Raw genomic sequence first — 14745 nt, forward strand, 5'->3', positions numbered from 1 at the left:
GCATTCGGGCGACGATCTCGCCGTTGCGGTTGGCGGCGCTCATGCGCAGCGAGAGGGTTTCGAGCGAGCGCCCCAGCATCCAGCAGGAATGCGGATCGAGCCCCGTGCCGATCGCTGAGCGCAACATCCGCACCGGCTTCATCCGCGCCGCCGAGCCGAGCGCGGCGCCGGCGACCAGGTCCGAATGGCCGCCGACATACTTCGTCAGCGAGTAGACGGAGATGTCGGCCCCGTGGCGCAGCGGGTGCTGGAAGAGCGGGCCAAGCAGGGTGTTGTCACAGACCACCACCGGGGCCTCGCCACCCTGACGGGTGCCGATCTCGTCGGCGACCGTGCGGATCAGCCTCAGGTCGACCAGAGTGTTGAGCGGGTTTGAGGGGGTCTCGACCATGATGACGCTGACCCGCCCTGCCCCGGCGGCGGCGTCGGCCGCCGCGCGCACGCCCGCTGGATCGGTTCCGTCGGCAAAGCCGAACGGCGCGATGCTGAAGCCTGCCAGGGTCTTGGCGAGCAGCGTCTCGGTGCCGCCATAGAGCGGCTGCGAATGTAGGATGACGTCGCCGGGCCGCGCGAAGGCCAGGATCGTGGTGGCGATCGCCGACATGCCGGAGGAGAAGACCAGCCCGGCCTCGGCCTCGTCGAACACCGCCAGCCGATCCTCCACGATCTCGCTGTTGGGATGGTTGAAGCGCGAGTAGATCAGCCCCGCCCCCTCGCCTGCCGGCGGATCGCGCCGTCCGGAGACGTAGTCGAAGAACGCCTTGCCGTGCTCGGCCGAGGTGAAGACGAAGGTCGAGGTCAGGAAGACTGGCGGCTTCACGGCGCCCTCAGACAAGGCCGGATCGTAGCCGTAGCCGAGCATCAGGGTCTCGGGATGGAGCGGGCGGTTGCCCAGCGACTTCCTGTGGTAGCGATCGTCGGACATCCTGCCTCGCTCAATACGGCGCCGGTCCGGGGCCAGGCAGCCCGGTGGCGCTGCGCGTATGGTCTCCCGGACGTAGGAGCATGGCATAGCCACGCGCGTTCCTGAACGCTGTGGTCGCCTGAGCGTCAGGCGCTCGGCAGGGCGGGCAGGCATCGGTACGACCGAAGCTGAAGGTCGAGCGGCGCGCATTCCCGGCCCATGCCTGCCCGTGAGACCAGTGTATGCTCGTCAGGGGCATTGAACGAAGCGCGAGTAACCAATCCTGAGGTGGTCACGGCTTCGCTCGGTTCACGGCCTCGGAGCAGGAAGCAGCGAGCCGATATGGTTGAAGCGGCGCAAACTGGGATGGCGCGTTCAAACGGGGTCAGTTACCCGCCAGCGCCCTGGCACCTGCGAGGCACAGCCTACATCTCACTTTGGCAAGTCAGGGCATCTCGTCTTCCGGCGGCCTGCCTGCCACGGGACGTGCGGCCGATGACGGTACTCGGACGGGTATTGGTCGGCACCGCCTTCGCTGTCTACGAGCCCGACGGAATCCTGGCCTACGATGAGTTGCTGCTGGCCGTGCAGGTGGGCCGCGGCGGGCGCCCGTCAGTGAGCGTGCCCTACATCTGGGTTGATCATCCAGCCTCATTGGCAGGAGGCCGAGCGCTCTGGAGCATCCCCAAGCAGGAAGCCGCGTTCGAGATCCAGCGGATTGACGGTGCTGAGGGGGCGGATTTCGCGGCGACGGCTAAAGCATCGCAGAGCGTGCCGCTCGCGAATCTTCGATTCCGCAGCCGAACGGCGATGCCTGGGCGCTGGCCTGTCCGCGCCACTGTCGTGCAGCGTCGGCTAGACGATGGTCGTGATCACGGGCTCCAGACGACCCAAGCGAGGGCCTGGGCTCGGGTCTCGCTTGGTTCAGCGAGCTGGAACTTTCCACGATCAGGGCCGCTCAGCTTCCTTCGCGATTGTGACCCGCTCGTGAGCACTCGGCTGACCGACCTGTCTCTCTGGATCGGCTCTTCCTGAACCTCCGCCGAACTTGAGAGTGAACGTTTGCGGGTAGTTCAACCCTATCAGTCCTTGCGGCCGATCCCGGCTTGGTGCGGAACGGCAGCTTTCCGCCTTTGAACAGCAGAAACGAAAATTCAGAACGACTGGGGCGAACGGATCAAAGTGACCCCTTGCGGACCGTCACGACGCGTGTGAGGAATGTCCGGTCGCGAGCGTATCCCGGACAATTTATTTTCTAACAGGCTTTCCTAACCCATAGCCGTAAGGCCGTGACGCCGGGCAGACGCAATCCGAGTGGAAGGTTTCCCATCGGCATTCATACACTGCCGAGCCATGGATTCTTTGCATGATGTGCGGCCAGCTGCCGTCCGGCACCTATTCCGGCAGTGGCTTTCCGGTCGTTTCCGGCATGAACCACGGCACTACCAAGCCGATGACGTAGACGCTGCTCATGATCAGCGCTGCCCGCGCGACACCGCCGAACGAGGTGACAATCTGGCCAGCAATGATCGGAAAGATCCAGGCAATCAGACGGGCTCCGTTAAACACAAAGCTTGCGGCTGTCGCCCGCACAGCAGGCGTAAAGAGCTCAACGAGGTAGATCGCCATCCAGCTGAAGGAGAAACCGAGTGTGAAGGCCCCATTAAGGAAGGCGATCAGCATGAAGGCGACGAGGCTGCCGGTCCACAGATAGGCCAGCAGCGAGGTCGCGATACACCCGACATAGGTCAGGAACAGGAAGGCACGTCGCCCGATGGCGTCAGCGAGGAAGCCGGATCCCACGTAGGCTGTGATGGCCCCAACGTTGTAGATGATGCCCATGCGCGGGCCCCAGACGTTGGCCGGTTCGCCGGCCGCCTTGGCAAGCCCTTCCGTGTAGGCCGGCAGCCAGGACGACACCGCCCACCAGCCGACCGTCGTCGCAAACGACATCGCGGTTGCCAAGAGCACCCGCCGCCGGCTCTCAGGTTCACGGAAGATCTCGGCAAGCGTGAACGGACGCTGGGCTGTTTTGTGGATCCTGTCGCTCTGGGCATCCTCCGCGGTCGCGGCCCAGCGCTGCTCCTTAAGGGCCAGCATCCATTGCTCCGACTCCTCCAGCGCCCGGCGCAGGTAGAGGCAGACGAAGGCCGGCAGCGCGCCGAGCGCGAACATGATGCGCCAGCTCTCTGGACCCAGTGGGTTCGTGGCCGCGAGGATCGCCCAGACGATGGCCGCCAAAACCGCGCCGCCGCCGAAGCCCGATTGCAGGAGGCCGCAGCCCTTCGGCCGGGCCCTGTTCGGCCAGGTCTCGGCAACGAGCGCGATGCCGGTCGACCACTCGGAGCCGATGGCGAGGCCGGTGATGAAGCGCAAGATGGCGAGGTGCAGGAAGGTGTCGGCGAAGGCTGTGAGGCCGGTGAAGCTGGCGTAGCCGAGGATCGACAGCATCATCATGCGTTTGCGGCCGATATAGTCGGCCGCGATGCCGCCCAGCATGCCGCCGATGCCCCAGCCGAGGAGCGTGATGCCGATGGCGAGCCCCACGTAGAAGGCCGGCGTCTGGGCCTGCTCGGGCGTCAGTACGGTCTTGAGGGCCGGCCCGAGCGCGTAGACTAGGGCTACCGCCTCGTAGCCGTCGAAGATCCAGCCGAGATAGGCACCCCACAGGATGCGCCAATGGCGGTGTGTCAGTCCCGCATGCCAGGGAGTCGAGACATCCTCGCGTCGTAGGGCATTGCCGGCAGACATGCGATCCTCCCCTTCCTTCGATGCCCAAGCACTCATCGCAACCGGCCGTGACCGTCTTCTCGGCCTCTCGTCATTGTCATGTCACTGCGGATGCGGCGCAGGCGGCGCTGCCCATACTCAGCGCATCGCGCACACGACCTCCGGCAAGCCCGCCCGGCAGTGCCGCGCCTTCCCGCGCGACGCTGACCAGTGCCTTGAGGTCAATGCCGGTTGCCACTCCCATCCGTTCGAACATCCACACGAGATCTTCGGTCGCGACGTTGCCGGTTGCGCCGGGCGCGAACGGACAGCCGCCGAGGCCTGCGAATGAGGCATCGAAGACCCGCACACCCTCGCGGTAGGCGGCGTGGACATTCGCCAATCCAAGCCCGTAAGTGTCGTGCGCGTGCAGCGCCCATGTTTGCGCCTCCGCAAACCGATTCAGAGCCGCGCAGAAGAGGCTGCCGACATGAGCCGGATCCGCCCGTCCGGTCGTGTCGCAGAGGCAGATCTCGGCATCTGGTTTGAGAGCCACCAGGCGCCCTAGCAATGCAAGGGTCTTCGCCTCCGGGATGCGGCCTTCAAAGGGGCAATCGAACGCGGTTGCCAGGTCGAGCCGGATCGCGACATCCGCCGGAATAGCCTGCAGCAGGCGCTCGTACTCGCCGGCCGACTCCTCCGGTGAGCGCCGGACATTGTTGCGATTGTGCGCCTCCGACACGGAGAGTACGAAGACAAGCCGCCACGCACCTGCCGCAACCGCATCACGCCCGCGGCGCTCGCTCGGGACCAGCACTTGTGGTTCTAGTCCCGGGAACTGCTCACAAGCATCCAGGATCTCCGGCGTGTCCCGCATCTGGGGCAGTGCCGTTGCGCTCACGAAGGATCCGAGCTCGATGCGCTTGAGGCCCGCAGCCACAAGATGCCCCTGGATGGCGATCTTGCGATCCGTCGGGATGAAGGGACCGATGCCCTGGTAGCCGTCGCGCGGCCCGACCTCGACGATCTCGACCCTGTTCATGGCCCTTTCCGTCATGCTACCACCCCATCTTGGCGCAGAGCGGCGATCTCAGCCGCGTCGAGTCCGACCACGTCGCGTGGGATCTCGTCGGTGTGAAAGCCAGCCGGCGAGCCCGGCCAGCGGATGCTGCCCGGATCATCAGGCACGTGCGGCACGATCCCGGCGTGCAGGACTTTGCCGAAGAGCGGATCGTCAATTTCTCGGACCCTGCCGCGCGAGCGAAATTGCGGGTCGGCGGCGATCTCGGCTGCTGTGTAGGCAATGGTGGAAGGCACATCGGCCTCGGCCAACAGCCGTTCCAGGTCAGCTGCCGTGCGCTGAACACTCCAGGCGCCGATCAGCCGATCGAGCTCTTCCACATTTGCCACGCGGGCGCGATTGCCGATGAAGCGCGGATCCTGCACGAGCGCGGGCTGGCCCATGAGCCCGGTCAGGCGCGCGAAGATCGGGTCGGAGTTGCCGGCGATCAGGATCCACTTGCCGTCCGAGGTCGGATAGGCGGAGGATGGCGAGGCCGTGGCGATGCGCGATCCCGTCGGCTGACGGACCGAGCCGAACACGCCGTATTCGGGCAGCATGCCCTCCATCATCGAGAGCACGGATTCGGTGAGCGCCACGTCGAGGGTGCGGCCGTGGCCATCGCCACCATCCTTCCGGTCGCGCGCCCACAGGGCCGCCATGAGACCGAAGGCGGCGTAGAGCCCGGCAATGGAGTCGCCGATGGAAACGCCGACGCGCACCGGCGGTAGGTCAGAGACCGAGGGCGGGTGGTTTGTGAGGTAGCGCAGTCCTCCGATCGCCTCGCCGATCACACCGAAGGCGGCGCGGTCGCGGTAGAGCCCGTCTTGCCCGTAGCCGGAGATGCTGGCGACCACCAGCCCGGGCCGGGCGGCCTCCAGCGCCTCGCGGTGCAGGCCCATCTTGGCGAGCTGGCCGGGCCGGAAGTTCTCGATCACCGCGTCGCAGCTCCGGACAATCCGCAGCACGACCTTGATGGCGCGTGGATCCTTCCGGTTCAGCACGACGCTGCGCTTGTTGCGCTGGTGCATCGAGGTCCAGGGCGCGCCCGCACCCTCGACCTGTCGGCCCCACTGCCGGACGGGGTCACCGCCCGGTGCCTCGACCTTGATCACGTCGGCGCCAAGATCGGCGAGCAGCCGCGAACCGAATGGGGCGGCCACGAAGTGACCAAGTTCGAGTACGCGCAATCCCGTGAGGGGACCGGAGGTTCGAACGGCATCGTCAGGTGTCTGCATCGCTCCACCAGCCGGTTCTCAGCCAAGACATTTAGGCGATGCTCCGCGCGGGCTCGCTGGCAGGGTTCGCGCCCAGACGCTCGCGCAGCCAGTTGATGACGCCACCCTTGAGGAGAAGCTCGATCTGCCGTCGTGACAGGTCGTGGCGCAGCCGGACCTGGCGCTGCCCGCGGTTGACTGAGGCGACGATCTCGGGGCCTGCTGCAAGAGCATCTGCAATGCCCTGGATCTCGATCACGTCACCGAGTTCGAGGCCGTCGTAGTCCGCCACCTCGGCGAAGGAGAGCGGCAGGACGCCGAAATTGACCAAGTTCTGCCAGTGTATGCGCGCGAAGCTCTTCGCCAGCACGGTCTCGAGACCGAGATAGCGGGGCGCCAGCGCGGCGTTCTCGCGGCTTGATCCCTGGCCGTAGTTCGAGCCGGCTATGATGGCATGGCCGGCCCGCTCCTGCCCGCCCTGGCGTGCGCGCTTCGGATAGGTGTCGTCGATCGGCTCGAAGGTGAACTCGCTTGTCTTCGGGATGTTCGACCAGAATGGCATCACCCGCGCGCCGGCCGGCATGATGTCGTCCGTGGAGATGTCGTCGCCGACCTTCAGGAGGACCGGAACGCGGATGCTGTAGGCTACGCGGCCGAGCTCCGGCAGGGTCGTGATGTTCGGCGTCTTCTCAAGCTGCACAGCCCGCGCTTCGGCAGCATTCAATGGGGGGACGAGCATGGTCATGTTCGCGGCAAAGGTCGCGGGCACCTCGATCCGCTCATACGGGATCCCAAGGCTGCGCGGGTCCGTGATGACGCCAGTCAGGGCTGAGGCCGTGGCCGTCTCCGGGCTACACAGGAAGACGCTGTCCTCGCGGGTGCCGGAGCGCCCAGGAAAGTTGCGGGGAACGGTTCGTAGCGAGTTGCGGCCTGAAGCCGGGGCTTGCCCCATGCCGATGCAGCCATTGCAGCCGGCCTGGTGCACGCGCGCGCCGGCGTGAACCAGGTTGGAGAGTTTGCCCTCCGTGATCAGGGTCTCAAGAACTTGTCTCGAACTCGGGTTGATGTCGAAGGAGACGCGGTCGTGGACATGTCGCCCCTTCACCATCGCGGCCGCTATGGCGAAGTCCCGGTAGCCTGGATTGGCCGATGAGCCGACATAGGCTTGGTAGATCTCCTCGCCCGCCGTCTCTCGAACCGGCACGACGTTGCCGGGGCTCGAGGGCTTGGCGACCAGCGGCTCGAGACTGGAGAGGTCGATCTCCTCGTGCACATCGTAGGAGGCGCCTTCGTCGGGCGCGAGAGGAATCCAATCGGCCTGACGGCCTTGGCTGCGCAGGAAGACGCGGGTCGCCTCGTCGGAGGGAAACACGCTGGTGGTCGCGCCGAGTTCGGCGCCCATGTTGGCGATGACGTGCCGGTCCATGGCAGTGAGACCGGTAAGCCCCGGCCCGTAATACTCGATGATGCGCCCGAAGCCGCCCTCGACCCCGTGGCGGCGGAGCATCTCCAGGATCACGTCCTTCGCACTCACCCAATCGGGCAGGCTCCCGGTTAGCCGCACGCCCCAGATCCGCGGCATTCGGAGGTGGAGCGGCTCGCCAGCCATGGCGAGCGCCACCTCCACACCGCCTGCGCCGAAGGCCAGCATGCCGAGCGAGCCGGCGGCCGGCGTATGGCTATCGGAGCCCACCATCGTCTGGCCCGGTTTTCCGAAGTGCTGCATGTGCACGGGATGGCTGATGCCGTTGCCGGGCCGGCTGTACCACACGCCGAACCGACGGCAGGCGGAGCGCAGGAACAGGTGCTCGTCGGCGTTGAGGTGGTCGTTCTGGACGAGGTTATGATCGACGTACTGTGCCGCGAGCCCGACCTTGACGCGCTCAATCCCCATGGCCTCCAGCTCGAGCATGACCAAGCTGCCGAGCACGTCTTGGAGCAGGGCCTGATCGATCGCGAGTGCGATTTCGTTGCCTTGGGCCAAGCTGCCATTGAGCAGGTGCGATTGGACGAGCTTCTGCGTCAGGTTCAACGCCACCGGAGTGCCTCCCTCGTCAGTTTTATTCCGGCACACAAGCTTACTGACCAGCGTTACCACCGGATCCGGTCATTTCAGCTTGAGATTTCATTCCAGCCTTTGCCTACGAAGCGGGCAACACCAAACTCGGTTCCATGCAAATCAGGCTTCCGGCAACAAATCTGCGGCGATGCCTCGCTTCGTCGATATTCAGCAGGAGCGGCCAAGTTCCAGATTCGATCGCTATACACATCCAGCCGAGCCATGTTTCGCGCTTGGTTGTCGGCCGCAGCTCTGCTGCCGGAGCGCTCGCCTGGAACTTGGCAAGATGCGCGATCGCGCTGCTCGCCTCGCCAAGCCGGCCTGCGACCATTCACTGCATCCGGAACCGGAAAGTTGGACACATCCAAATACTTGTCTGACGAGATCAGCCGGGAGAGTCGACAGGTGTTTTGACTGCGGGGAGAGTCGACAGGTGTTTTGACTGCGGGGTCTGAAGTAGGCCGCTCTATCGACCCTGCACGGGCTGGAAATGCCCGGCCCACGTCCTCAGTCGATCCTTGCCCGGCCACGGTCGAGCCAGACCGCTCACTTCATGTTGTAGGCGAGGTTGGCCAGTCCGATTTGCCCCAATGACCAATCGGCGAGCGGCGCCGCGCCTCCTACTGCGGTCCGGTAGTTCAACCCCTATCGGAATGTCGCACGTATCCAGATTGATTTGCTCAATGCCGTCGGCGAGGCGTGACCCCACTCGCCGACGGCTCATATCCGCCTGGGTGCGAGGTCCTTGATCTTAAGCGGCTTGGGTGCTCGGGTGGACCACCATCGACCGATAACTCTCGATGATGGCCATGAACTCGTCGAACTCGCGGTCGGGTACGTTCAGCTGGTAGAGCTACGTCTTGATCTCGGTCGCGACGATGTCGAACTCTCGCTGGCTCACCGTCAGGTGCGCGTGGGCCTCGCGCATGTCGCGGCCGGGATAGCACTTCGGGCCGCCCGTCTGCTTGACGCTCCAGGCCGTGACCAGGAACTTGAACCCAGCATGGCCATTCTGGGCGTGGAACTCCGCCACCTTCGGGTTCGCGTTGGCCGCGCCATTCACGTAGAGCCGGTCGACGAGGTTATCGACGGCGGCGATGCCGTAGACCCCGCCCAGCCACTTGTACAGGCACGCGTCCTTGTTCACGCGGTCCGTCAGTTGCTCCGGGATGTCGGTGATCACCTCGGTCATGCTCATCTCCTCCCAGATGTTCGGTCCCGCTGTGTGGTGGTACGACTGACGCCGCATGGAGGGACGCGCTATGGGACAGGTTCTCCACGGCATCGCCACCACGACTGAGGCGATCCGTCGGGCAATCCAAGCTCGTCAAGAAAGCGTAAGAGCGGCGGCCAAGCGCTACGGTGTCAGCCCAACCACCGTGCAGAAATGGCGCTCACGCCAGACCAGCACGGATGCCCGGATGGGTCCGAAGGAGCGTCGCTCCAGCGTGCTGAGTTTGGAGGAGGCGGTTCATCGTCGCCTCGATGTCCTCGACGGCAAGACCGATATGCTCGATGCCCAGGCGCGGCGGTTCTGGCGATGCGCCAAGCCCCTCGGGAGCTTGCTCAATGAACAGGATCAATCCGCCAAGGTCGATTGTCACTCGGCTCGCAACGGAAGACCCGTCGCGGCGGATTTCACGGGCGCCGAGCGTTTCGACGTAGAAAGCCGCAGCGGCAACAGCGTCCTTGCTGCGCAGGTGAATATGATCGCAGCGGTAGCTCATCCCGGGCGCCTCCATGTTCGAATGAGTGCTTGTGCGTCGCCAACGTAGGGTCGAACGCAGACCGGAGTCAGCACGCTCGGCCAAGCCTCGCCGCTCCAGCTCCATGCAAGCCCTGAGAGCCGTCCCATTTCGCTCGGTGCTCGTGAGGCCCGCTCTGATCTTGATGACCGACGTGCTCATGAACTTGTCGGTCAAAGCGGCGAGAACTGCGCGCTCGGGGCTTTCCAACAGACGGATGTCAGGCTGATCCGATGGCTGAGGTCGAGCGGCAATCGTGGACGCTGCTCGACCCCCGGGCAGTTCACCTACTCGGCCAGTTCGCGCATCACCTTGATTAGGTCCGACTTGCCCTCGAAGCCGATGCCGGGCAGCTCCGGCATGACGATGTGGCCGTTCTCGACCTTCACGCCGTCCGGGAAGCCACCGTACGGCTGGAACAGATCGGGGTAGCTCTCGTTGCCGCCGAGCCCGAGGCCGGCCGCGATGTTGAGCGACATCTGGTGCCCGCCGTGCGGGATGCAGCGCGACGGCGACCAGCCGAACTGATGCAGCACGTCGAGGGTGCGCAGGTACTCGACGAGGCCGTAGGAGAGCGCACAGTCGAACTGCAACCAGTCACGGTCCGGTCGCATCCCGCCGTAGCGCAGGAGGTTGCGAGCGTCCTGATGCGAGAACAGGTTCTCGCCGGTAGCCATCGGGCCGGGGTAGAACTCGGAGAGCGCCGCCTGCAAGGCGTAGTCGAGCGGGTCGCCGACCTCCTCGTACCAGAACAGCGGGTACTGCCGCAGCATCTTCGCGTAGGCGATGCCGGTCTCCAGGTCGAAGCGGCCGTTCACGTCGACCGCGAGTTGCGCCTGCCCCTCGATCTCCTTCAGCACCTCCTCGATGCGGCGCTGATCCTCGTCGATCGGCGCGCCGCCGATCTTCATCTTCACGACGTTGTAGCCGCGGTCGAGATAACCCCGCATCTCGGCGCGCAGTGCGCTGTAGTCCTTGCCGGGGTAGTAGTAGCCGCCAGCCGCATAGACGAAGACGCGCGAGTTGGCCTCGCGCCCCTTCTGTTCGGCGAGCAGCCGAAACAGCGGCTTGCCGGCTATCTTGGCCGTGGCGTCCCAGATCGCCATGTCGAGGGTGCCGACCGCCACCGAACGCTCGCCGTGGCCGCCGGGCTTCTCGTTGGTCATCATCCCCGCCCAGAGCTTGTGCGGGTCAAGGTTGTCGCCGGCCTCGTTCAGCACGCTCTTGGGGTCGGCCTCGAGGATGCGGTTGCGGAAGCGCTCGCGAATGAGGCCGCCCTGGCCATAGCGGCCGTTCGAGTTGAAGCCGTAGCCGACAACCCGCCTCCCATCGCGCTCGACGTCGGTCACGACGGCCACGAGGCTCGCGGTCATCTTCGAGAAGTCGATGTAGGCGTTGCGGATAGGGGATGAGATCGGCTTGGTGATCTCGCAGACGTCAACGATACGCATAAATGTTCTCCCTAGTTTGAACAGTGTCTCGGAGTCTGGTTCGCGGCGTGCTCAGTGGGTCGAGAGCAACGCCTCGGCGTTACGGCGGGCCGCCGTCGCACTGGGCACGGGGCTCTCGGCGACCGGCTCGAGCAGCGCGCCCTCAGCCGTCGCCAAGCCCCGATCTCGGAAGGCCGCCTCGGCCTTGGAGCGGTCGAACGCGCCCTCCCACTTCGCGATGGCGATCGTGGCGATGCCGTTGCCGATCAGGTTCGTCACGGCGCGAGCCTCGTTCATGAAGCGGTCGACGCCGAGGAGGAGCACAAGGCCCGCAACTGGTACGGTGTGGATGCTGGACAGGGTCGCGGCGAGCGTCACGAACCCAGCCCCGGCGACCCCGGCCGATCCCTTGGAGGTGAGGAGAAGCACGCCGAGCACGACGAGCTGATCGCCAATGCCGAGCGGCGTGTTCGTGGCCTGCGCGACGAAGATCGCCGCCATCGTCAGGTAGATGCAGGTGCCGTCGGCGTTGAAGGTGTAGCCGGTGGGCAGAACCAGCCCGACCACGGACTTGTCGCAGCCCAGACGCTCCAGCTTCGCCATCATGCGGGGCATGACGGCCTCGGTCGAGCAGGTGCCGAAGGTGATGAGGATCTCGTCCTTGAAGTAGCTGAGGAACCTGGTGAGCGGTAAGCCGGCCCACCGGGCGACCGTGCCCAGCACGACCACAATGAACAGGATCGAGGTGACGTAAACGCCGAGCATCAGATAGGCGAGCGACCACACAGTGCTCAGGCCGTACTTGCTGATCGTGAAGGCGACGCCGGCCCCCGCGCCGATCGGCGCAAGCCGCATCACCATCGCGACGATGCGAAACAGCGCGTCGAGAAGGCTGTCGATGACGGTAACGACCGGACGGCTGCGCTCGCCGGCCTGCACGAAGGCAACGCCGAGCAGCACCGAGATCAGGATGATCTGCAGCATGGCGCCCTTGGCGAAGGCGTCCACCATCGTCGAGGGGATGATGTCCATCAGGAAGCCTACGAACCCGGGCTGCGCCTCGGCCGCCTTCGCGTAGCCGGCGATGGCGCCCCCATCGATCCGCGAGGCGTCGATATTCATGCCCTCGCCGGGTCGCATGACGTTGACCACCACGAGGCCGATCACCAGGGCGATAGTCGAGACGACCTCGAAATAGAGGAGCGACCGCACGCCGATGCGACCCACCTCCTTGAGGTTGCCCATCTTGGCAATGCCGACCACGATGGTGCCGAAGATGACCGGCGCGAGCAGCATCTTAATCAGTTTGATGAAGCCGTCCGCCAGAGGCTGGAGCTTGATGCCGATGTCAGGCAGAAAGTAGCCGACCAGTCCTCCGAGCACGATGCCGATGAAGACCTGCACATAAAGCTTGCTGAACCATGTTCTCACGGCATCGTTCCTCCAATTATTGGCGCTCCGGGCGTCGGAACGGAGGGCTCCTCATGCGGGAGCTTGAACACTGGCTACTTCTGGACAGGGTGGATTGGCCAATGCCATGATCGGTTTGCGCTATGCGCGAACGGCATTGGCATGGATCTCGACTGGCTCAAGGACTTCCTCGCGCTGGCGGAGCTCAGGAGCTTCTCGCGGGCGGCAGACGTGCGGAACGTGACGCAGCCAGCCTTCAGCCGGCGCATTCGTGCCCTTGAGGATTGGATCGGCACCCCGCTTTTCGTGCGGGGCGCGCAGGGTGCGTGCCTGACGCCAGCCGGCAACCACTTTCAGCCGCTCGCAGCCGACATGATGCGCAGCCTGGACCGGGCGCGGCGCGATACCCGAGCCGTGGGGGAACGGGATACGGTCGCGCTGTCCATTGCGGCAACGCACGCGCTCTCGTTCACGTTCTTCCCCGGCTGGATCCGCCGCCACATGCGGTTCGAGGCGGTCGGCACCCTCAGCCTGATCTCGGACAGCATGGAAGCCTGCGAGCAGATCATGCTCGGCGGCGAAGTGCATTTCCTGCTCTGCCATTACCACGCGGAAGCGCCGACGCGCTTTGACCCTGACCGCTTCCAGAGCGAGCAGGTCGGCGACGATGTCCTGGTCCCGTTTTGTGCGCCGAACGTCGAGGGCCGACCAACATGGCCCCTCCCTGGTACGGCAGAACAGCCGACGCGGCTTCTCGCCTACAGCCAAGCCTCAGGGCTTGGTCGCATCCTGAGCGCTCATCAAGCCGTCAAGACCGAAGCCGTGCATTTGGAAACCGGCTTTACCTCACACCTCGCCGCCACGCTGATAACGATGGCGCGGGAAGGGCACGGTGTCGCGTGGCTGCCGCAAACACTGGCGGATGAAGACTTGGCACGCGGCCGGCTCGTGCGCGCAGGTCCAGAGCACTTCGATATTCCGGTCGAAATCAGGCTTTTCAGATCGCCCGACTGCCGTAATCACGCGGCCGACGAGCTATGGTCCGTCCTAAGCTACATCAGAGCAAGCCGTCCACCACCCCCGCCTTGACCGCGCGTGGATGTGCAGAGCCTGCCGATTTCTGAGATCGTAGGTGGGCCGTGACACAACCTGAGATGCCTAGCCTGAAGCACGGCGGTGCTCCATAATACCCAATCCGCGAGGGTCCGCTTCAGAGCACACATCGGTCGTTGGAATTGAGCTGACCGAATGCCCGCTCGTGGCGCATTCCGGTTGTTCCGCCGAGCGCACGGAGATCCGCAGCCCCCCGATGTTTGCCAGCCACACAGCGGCCGCAGGCTGCTCTCGCCGGAACCTTGACCCTCATCGCATCAAACACGTCGCCGCAGGCTGTCGGGCCAAGTTGTCGCGGGAAGCCGCGCAACGATGCCTTCCGTTCACGAGCTGGCGAGCCTGCCCGGAACGGACCCAGAACAAGGAAGGGGAACGCCCCGACCATTCAGATCGATCGGAACACCAGCGGGATCAGAGGGTTAGGTGGAGCGGGCGATCGGGATCGAACCGACGACATTCGGCTTGGGAAGCTGTAGTCCGCCATTGATTTTGCTGGAAGGTGTTCCCCGAAGCCTACTGGTGGATACGTAGCAGCCGGCATGTGGAGGCCTGGCACAGCTGATCCATGCACTTCGGCAGGCCGGGCTCGACGGCGGCTGGGCACACAGTTTACACAAACCCGTCGACGTTCCGTCACATGAGAAGGTCCGCCAGACGAGCCCCTGATGGGAGCTGCTCAAAGTGGGCTGTCGTCCAAATATCCTGCGGCGACGGTCGTGCATATTGACGATGCAGAGGTGAAGGTCGAGGTCGAAGTAGCGTTCCGCTGATACGAGCAGGCCCTCGTGACGAACGATGTCGCGACGCTCGAGGCGCTCTTCCACGACGATTTTCGGACGATCCGCTAAGGTGCCGGCGAGAACCTTTACGGAATGGAAGAAATCCTCGCTTTCCGTCGCGCCTGCTCTGCAAAAAGGCTTGCTCGCGAATTGAAGAAAACGGTGATCACGATCTACGGTCGTGATGCGGCTGCGGCGATGACACTGTTCTCCCGCGCCACTAGAGCGGGGCTCGTCCGATCGGAAGCTGTGCTGGGCGGCTGAGGGTTGATGGGGCAAGGAGGAGGCCATGCCGACAACCTTGTCCGTCGATCTGCGC

Annotated in this window: 12 protein-coding genes and 2 pseudogenes; 4 read left to right on the forward strand and 10 right to left on the reverse strand. The window is 64.8% G+C overall.

Annotated features, from left to right (window positions below; translation table 11 throughout):
* Positions 1–925, reverse strand: a 925-nt coding sequence (locus WDW90_RS29160; RefSeq protein WP_336490997.1) for a cystathionine gamma-synthase family protein, incomplete at its 3' end; no start/stop codon positions are given.
* A 474-nt stretch (positions 926–1399) separates the two neighbouring features.
* On the opposite strand from WDW90_RS29160, the gene WDW90_RS29165 reads away from it, so the two are divergent.
* Entirely contained in the window at positions 1400–1939 is a 540-nt protein-coding gene (locus tag WDW90_RS29165) for an acetoacetate decarboxylase family protein (protein WP_336490998.1), read from the forward strand.
* 360 nt (positions 1940–2299) lie between these two features.
* Here the strand turns inward: WDW90_RS29165 and WDW90_RS29170 are convergent, their stop codons facing one another.
* The 6 genes from WDW90_RS29170 to WDW90_RS29195 form a co-directional block, all read right to left on the reverse strand.
* Positions 2300–3655 carry an MFS transporter gene (locus tag WDW90_RS29170; RefSeq protein WP_336490999.1) on the reverse strand — a complete coding sequence of 452 codons (1356 nt, stop codon included), beginning with the start codon at positions 3653–3655 and terminating at the stop codon, positions 2300–2302.
* Positions 3656–3731: 76 nt separating this feature from the next.
* Positions 3732–4655 (reverse strand): hydroxymethylglutaryl-CoA lyase, encoded by a 924-nt coding sequence (locus tag WDW90_RS29175; protein ID WP_336491000.1) that lies wholly within the window; start codon positions 4653–4655, stop codon positions 3732–3734.
* 11 nt (positions 4656–4666) lie between these two features.
* A complete protein-coding gene (locus WDW90_RS29180) occupies positions 4667–5911 on the reverse strand; it encodes a CaiB/BaiF CoA transferase family protein (RefSeq protein WP_336491001.1) in 1245 nt (414 codons plus the stop codon).
* A 31-nt stretch (positions 5912–5942) separates the two neighbouring features.
* Positions 5943–7928, reverse strand: a complete 1986-nt coding sequence (locus WDW90_RS29185) for an aconitate hydratase (protein ID WP_336491002.1) — start codon at positions 7926–7928, stop codon at positions 5943–5945.
* Between the two features lie 103 nt (positions 7929–8031).
* On the reverse strand, positions 8032–8280 hold the full coding sequence (locus tag WDW90_RS29190) for a hypothetical protein (RefSeq protein WP_336491003.1): 249 nt from the start codon (positions 8278–8280) through the stop codon (positions 8032–8034).
* Positions 8281–8802: 522 nt separating this feature from the next.
* On the reverse strand, positions 8803–9141 hold the full coding sequence (locus WDW90_RS29195; protein ID WP_336491004.1) for a globin domain-containing protein: 339 nt from the start codon (positions 9139–9141) through the stop codon (positions 8803–8805).
* Between the two features lie 70 nt (positions 9142–9211).
* Here WDW90_RS29195 and WDW90_RS29200 point away from each other — a divergent pair.
* Positions 9212–9415: pseudogene (locus WDW90_RS29200) on the forward strand (helix-turn-helix domain-containing protein); the annotation flags it as partial.
* Here the strand turns inward: WDW90_RS29200 and WDW90_RS29205 are convergent.
* From WDW90_RS29205 to dctA, 3 genes are all read right to left on the reverse strand, one after another.
* Positions 9344–9676, reverse strand: coding sequence for a VOC family protein (locus tag WDW90_RS29205; RefSeq protein WP_336491005.1), 333 nt, complete (start codon positions 9674–9676; stop codon positions 9344–9346). The pseudogene WDW90_RS29200 and the gene WDW90_RS29205 sit on opposite strands and share 72 nt — an antisense overlap.
* A 305-nt stretch (positions 9677–9981) precedes the next feature.
* Complete coding sequence (locus WDW90_RS29210; protein ID WP_336491006.1) at positions 9982–11145, reverse strand: mandelate racemase/muconate lactonizing enzyme family protein; 1164 nt, start codon at positions 11143–11145, stop codon at positions 9982–9984.
* Positions 11146–11196: 51 nt separating this feature from the next.
* A complete protein-coding gene (gene dctA / locus WDW90_RS29215; protein WP_336491007.1) occupies positions 11197–12555 on the reverse strand; it encodes a C4-dicarboxylate transporter DctA in 1359 nt (452 codons plus the stop codon).
* Positions 12556–12696: 141 nt separating this feature from the next.
* On the opposite strand from dctA, the gene WDW90_RS29220 reads away from it, so the two are divergent.
* Positions 12697–13623, forward strand: a complete 927-nt coding sequence (locus WDW90_RS29220; RefSeq protein ID WP_336491008.1) for a LysR family transcriptional regulator — start codon at positions 12697–12699, stop codon at positions 13621–13623.
* 740 nt (positions 13624–14363) lie between these two features.
* Positions 14364–14663: pseudogene (locus WDW90_RS29225) on the forward strand (AtzH-like domain-containing protein); the annotation flags it as partial.
* Positions 14664–14745: the final 82 nt, after the last annotated feature.

This window comes from Methylobacterium nigriterrae, assembly GCF_037106235.1.
In the GTDB taxonomy this organism is placed as follows: domain Bacteria; phylum Pseudomonadota; class Alphaproteobacteria; order Rhizobiales; family Beijerinckiaceae; genus Methylobacterium; species Methylobacterium nigriterrae.

What these genes read in the sequence shown, in the direction of transcription:
- WDW90_RS29165 (WP_336490998.1), top strand. Translation starts at nt 1,400, where the DNA reads ATGACGGTACTCGGACGGGTATTGGTCGGCACCGCCTTCGCTGTCTAC.
- WDW90_RS29170 (WP_336490999.1), bottom strand. Translation starts at nt 3,655, where the DNA reads ATGTCTGCCGGCAATGCCCTACGACGCGAGGATGTCTCGACTCCCTGG.
- WDW90_RS29175 (WP_336491000.1), bottom strand. Translation starts at nt 4,655, where the DNA reads ATGAACAGGGTCGAGATCGTCGAGGTCGGGCCGCGCGACGGCTACCAG.
- WDW90_RS29180 (WP_336491001.1), bottom strand. Translation starts at nt 5,911, where the DNA reads ATGCAGACACCTGACGATGCCGTTCGAACCTCCGGTCCCCTCACGGGA.
- WDW90_RS29190 (WP_336491003.1), bottom strand. Translation starts at nt 8,280, where the DNA reads ATGGTCGCAGGCCGGCTTGGCGAGGCGAGCAGCGCGATCGCGCATCTT.
- WDW90_RS29195 (WP_336491004.1), bottom strand. Translation starts at nt 9,141, where the DNA reads ATGACCGAGGTGATCACCGACATCCCGGAGCAACTGACGGACCGCGTG.
- WDW90_RS29205 (WP_336491005.1), bottom strand. Translation starts at nt 9,676, where the DNA reads ATGAGCTACCGCTGCGATCATATTCACCTGCGCAGCAAGGACGCTGTT.
- WDW90_RS29210 (WP_336491006.1), bottom strand. Translation starts at nt 11,145, where the DNA reads ATGCGTATCGTTGACGTCTGCGAGATCACCAAGCCGATCTCATCCCCT.
- WDW90_RS29220 (WP_336491008.1), top strand. Translation starts at nt 12,697, where the DNA reads ATGGATCTCGACTGGCTCAAGGACTTCCTCGCGCTGGCGGAGCTCAGG.